Below are 4,850 nucleotides of genomic sequence, written 5' to 3'. Positions count from 1 at the left end.
AATCGTCCGCGCGCGGCGATTGCGCCGCTCCGGCTCCCCGCCTATACTGTGGGCATCCCCCAATTTGTGGCGTGTGACGGGACGTCCGGACGATCGAGCCGGAGCCCGCGGACCGGTGCCCCCCGTCTCGGGCCGTTCCCGCGCCCGTGAACGTGGAGCTGCCCGATGTCCCAGGGTCCGCTGATGCCCAAGGCCACCGCCGTCTGGCTGGTGGAGAACACCTCCCTCGCCTTCGAGCAGATCGCCGACTTCTGCAAGCTGCACCCGCTGGAGGTGAAGGGCATCGCCGACGGCGAGGTCGCGGCCGGCATCAAGGGGCTCGACCCGATCACCACGGGCCAGCTCACCCGCGACGAGATCGAGAAGGCCCAGAAGGCGCCGCACTACCGGCTCAAGCAGGCGGTCTCGAAGGTGAAGCTGCCGGAGGTGAAGCGCACCACCAAGGGCCCGCGCTACACCCCCCTGTCGCGCCGCCAGGACCGCCCGAACGCCATCCTCTGGCTGGTGCGCAACCACCCCGAGCTGAAGGACGCGCAGATCATCCGGTTGGTCGGCACCACCAAGTCCACCATCCAGCAGATCCGCGAGCGCACCCACTGGAACTCGGCCTCGCTCCAGCCGATGGACCCGGTGACGCTCGGCCTGTGCACCCAGATCGACCTCGACTTCGAGGTTCAGCGTGCTGCCGCCGACCGCCCGGCCCATGTCCAGGCCGATGCCGGCGCCTCGCTGCTGCCGGCCGAGGTCTCGACCGCGCAGGGCTACGAGGCGGAGGACGACCATCGCCCCGGCCGCGGCGACGAGCGTCTCGATGCCGATTCGGTCTTCGCCAAGCTCAAGGGCCGGCGCAGCGAGGACGAGGACGACGAGGCGTACTGATCCGTCGTGCTCCCTCCCCCGCAGAGGGGGGAGGGTTTGTACGCCGCGATTGTCTCCAAAGCCCTTTTGCTGTAAGGAGCGCGCGTCCTCTCGGTAGGATCGCGCGCTTTTTCTATTCTGCGCGCCTCCGCGACAGCCGGCAGGACCGCCCTCGGACAGCGCATCACTGCGTCGGCAAGCCGCTCCCTCGGGATCGGTCGCCCCTCCCGTAAATCCCGGGAGCGGCCGCGGTGGACGGGGACGCATCGCAGCACGAGCCGCCGACGCCGGGCCCCGCGGGGCCCTCAGGAGACAGAATGACCGCTGGTACCGCCCTGCAGCAGAACGCCTATCGCGACGACTTCGCGGCGCTGCTCGAGGAGAGCTTCCTCCAACACGAGATCACCGAGGGGTCCGTCGTCAAGGGTCGCGTCGTCGCGATCGAGAAGGACGTGGCCGTCATCGATATCGGCGCCAAGACGGAAGGGCGCGTCGCCCTGAAGGAGTTCACCGGCCCCGGCCGCGAGGGTGAGCTCAGCGTCGGCGACGAGGTCGAGGTCTACGTCGATCGCATCGAGAACGCGCTGGGCGAGGCCGTCATCTCGCGCGACAAGGCTCGTCGCGAGGAGAGCTGGGTCAAGCTCGAGAAGGCTTTCGAAGCCAACGAGCGCGTCACCGGCACGATCTTCAACCAGGTCAAGGGCGGCTACACCGTCGATCTCGACGGCGCCGTGGCGTTCCTGCCGCGCTCCCAGGTCGATATCCGTCCGGTGCGCGACGTCACGCCGCTCCTGGGCACGCCCCAGCCCTTCCAGATCCTCAAGATGGATCGCCGCCGCGGCAACATCGTCGTGTCGCGCCGCACCGTGCTCGAGGAGAGCCGCGCCGAGCAGCGCTCGGAGCTGGTGGCCAACCTTGAGGAAGGTCAGGTCATCGACGGCGTCGTCAAGAACATCACCGAGTACGGCGCCTTCGTCGATCTCGGCGGCATCGACGGCCTGCTGCACGTCACCGACATGGCGTGGCGCCGCGTGAACCACCCGTCCGAGGTCGTGCAGATCGGCCAGACGGTGAAGGTCAAGATCATCAAGATCAACCACGAGACGCACCGCATCTCGCTCGGCATCAAGCAGCTGCTCGCCGATCCGTGGGAGGGCATCCAGGCCCGCTACCCGGTCGATGCCAAGCTCAAGGGCCGGGTCACCAACATCACCGATTACGGCGCCTTCGTGGAGCTGGAGCCGGGGATCGAGGGCCTGATCCACGTCTCCGAGATGAGCTGGACCAAGAAGAACGTCCATCCGGGCAAGATCGTCTCCACCTCCCAGGAGGTCGAGGTGCAGATCCTGGAGGTCGATCCGGTCAAGCGCCGCATCTCGCTCGGCCTTAAGCAGACCCTGCAGAACCCCTGGGAGGCCTTCTCCGAGAAGCACCCGGTCGGTTCCGAGGTCGAGGGCGAGGTCAAGAACAAGACCGAGTTCGGCCTGTTCATCGGCCTCGAGGGCGACGTCGACGGCATGGTCCACCTGTCGGATCTCGACTGGAACCGTCCCGGCGAGCAGGTCATCGAGGAGTACAAGAAGGGCGACGTGGTGCGCGCCCAGGTTCTCGACGTCGATGTCGAGAAGGAGCGCATCTCGCTGGGCGTGAAGCAGCTCGGCGGCGACCCCTTCGCCGAGGCCGGCGAGATCAAGAAGGGTCAGATCGTCACCTGCGAGGTGGTCGAGGTGAAGGATGCCGGCGTCGAGGTGAAGATCGCCGACACCGACATGCAGACCTTCGTGCGCCGCGCCGAGCTCGCCCGCGACCGCGGCGACCAGCGTCCCGAGCGTTTCGCCCCCGGCGAGAAGTTCGACGCCCGCGTCGTGCAGTTCGACCGCAAGGCCCGCCGCGTGCAGGTCTCGATCAAGGCCCTGGAGATGGCCGAGGAGAAGGAGGCGATGGCCCAGTTCGGCTCGGCCGATTCGGGTGCCTCGCTCGGCGACATCCTGGGCGCCGCCTTCAACAAGAAGCGCACCGACGAGGACTAGTCCTCGCCGCCCGCCGCCCGGCTCCGCCGGGCGGCCTCGCGCACGCCGAGCCCGTCCGGGATCCGTCCCGGGCGGGCTTCGGCGTTCCGAGGGGATCACACCCGCGACGGGTTCCGGTGCGACCCGGCGCCGGCCACGCCGTGCAACCTGCCCCGCCGACCCGCCAATCTCGGTCAAGCCTCTGGACCCAACCAAAGTTTGGGTGCAAACCGGCGCCGCTTGTGACAGCTTCGACCTGTCGGCGCCCCGACCGCGCGGTCGGGCCCGGGTGGTCGCCGAGCAGCAATCCGAAGCCGGCCCGCGGGCCTGGCGCGCGAGGGAGAGCACCATCGCATGGCCGCCGACGCCGAACTCCTGATCGACCGCAGGCGCCTGCGCCGCAAGCTCTCGCTCTGGCGGGTGCTGGGCATCGGCGGCCTCGTGGTCGCGGTCGGGGCCGTCGGCCTGCGCGCCCGCTCCGGCACGGACGGACTCGGCTTCGGCGCCGTGCGTCCGCAGATCGCCCGGGTCTCCGTCTCCGGGTTCATCGCGGGCAGCGAGGCCACCGCCAAGCTCCTGAAGCGGGTGGGCGAGGCCTCCGCCGTGCAGGGCGTGGTGGTGTCGATCAACTCGCCGGGCGGCTCGACCACGGGCTCGGAAGAGCTCTACCGCAACCTGCGCCAGCTCGCCGAGAAGAAGCCGGTCGTGGCCTTCGTGGACGGCACCGCGGCCTCGGGCGCCTACATCACGGCGCTCGCCGCCGACCACATCGTGGCGCGCGAGACCTCGCTCGTCGGCTCGATCGGCGTGCTGTTCCAGTATCCCGAGGTGTCGGGCCTGCTCGACAAGGTCGGCGTGAAGGTCGAGGCCATCAAGTCCTCGCCCCTCAAGGCCGAGCCCTCCGGCTTCGCGCCGACCTCGCCCGAGGCGCGGGCGGCGCTGGCCGCGGTCGTCGGCGACACCTACGCCTGGTTCAAGGGACTGGTGGCCGAGCGGCGCGGGATGAGCGACCAGCAGCTCGCCGCGGTCTCGGACGGGCGCGTGTTCAGCGGGCGCCAGAGCATCCCCCTCAGGCTCGTGGACGAACTCGGCAGCGAGCGGCAGGCGGTGGCGTGGCTGGAGAGCGAGCGCAAGGTGGCCAAGGGGCTGCCGGTGACGGACTGGAAGCCCCGCTCCGACTCGGATTTTGGCCTGTGGTCGGCGCTGGGCACGGGCGCGGACCTGCTCGGGCTCGGCGGCCTCGCCGGCCGGCTGCACGGGCTGGAGACCGAGACGCGGGCGCTGACCGAGGGCGGCCTGCTCGTCCTCTGGCGCCCCGCCGGCACGCCCTGAGCGCGCCGCCCAAGCCCCTCGTTCCCTCGACAAGCCCCTCGCTCCCTCGAGAAGACCGCCGCACGATGATCAAGTCGGAGCTCGTCCTCAGAATCGCCGAGCGCAATCCCCATCTCTACCAGCGCGACGTCGAGATCCTGGTCAACGCGATCCTCGACACGATCGCGGACGCTCTGGCGCGCGGGGACCGGGTGGAACTGCGCGGCTTCGGGGCGTTCTCGGTGAAGCGCCGCGAAGCGCGCAAGGGGCGCAACCCGCGCACGGGCGCGGCCGTTGCCGTGTCGGAGAAGGCCATCCCCGTGTTCAAGACCGGCAAGGAGATGCGCCAGCGCCTCAACGCCGCCGGCATCGGCGACGGCCCGGCAGAGGCCGAGTGAGGCGTATCGTGAGCCGCGTTCCCGGGGGCCGGCCCGCGGTCTGGAGAAGACGATGATCCGTTTCCTGAAAGGTCTGGTGCTGCTGCCCGTCGCCGTCCTGGTGATCCTGTTCGCGGTGGCCAACCGCGAGCCGGTGCGGCTCTCCCTCGATCCGTTCTCGCAGGTGCCGGCCTTCAGCGCGAGCGTGCCGCTCTACGCGGTGCTGTTCGCCGCGGTCGCGGTCGGCATCGTGGTCGGCGGCATCTTCGCCTGGCTCGGCCAGGGCCTGTCTCTT

General features: G+C 69.9%; 4 protein-coding genes and 1 pseudogene. All 5 read left to right on the top strand.

Annotation, left to right across the window (positions count from 1 at the left end; translation table 11 throughout):
• Positions 1-165: 165 nt before the first annotated feature.
• Positions 166-879, top strand: coding sequence for a cell cycle transcriptional regulator TrcR (locus AX737_RS25105; protein WP_066926133.1), 714 nt, complete (start codon positions 166-168; stop codon positions 877-879).
• 296 nt (positions 880-1,175) lie between these two features.
• Positions 1,176-2,888: a 30S ribosomal protein S1 gene (rpsA, locus tag AX737_RS25100; RefSeq protein ID WP_066926130.1), complete on the top strand. Its 1,713-nt coding sequence runs from the start codon at positions 1,176-1,178 to the stop codon at positions 2,886-2,888.
• A gap of 333 nt (positions 2,889-3,221) precedes the next feature.
• Positions 3,222-4,199: a signal peptide peptidase SppA gene (gene sppA / locus AX737_RS25095; RefSeq protein ID WP_066926127.1), complete on the top strand. Its 978-nt coding sequence runs from the start codon at positions 3,222-3,224 to the stop codon at positions 4,197-4,199.
• A 65-nt stretch (positions 4,200-4,264) separates the two neighbouring features.
• Positions 4,265-4,576, top strand: coding sequence for an integration host factor subunit beta (locus AX737_RS25090; protein WP_066926124.1), 312 nt, complete (start codon positions 4,265-4,267; stop codon positions 4,574-4,576).
• A gap of 52 nt (positions 4,577-4,628) precedes the next feature.
• Positions 4,629-4,850, top strand: a pseudogene (locus tag AX737_RS25085) (DUF1049 domain-containing protein); the annotation flags it as partial.

It is taken from the genome of Methylobacterium sp. CCH5-D2, from assembly GCF_001556475.1.
Lineage (GTDB): Bacteria > Pseudomonadota > Alphaproteobacteria > Rhizobiales > Beijerinckiaceae > Methylobacterium > Methylobacterium hispanicum.
The sequence above is the reverse complement of the archived record's forward strand: the minus strand, read 5'-3'. Positions and strand labels throughout refer to the sequence as shown.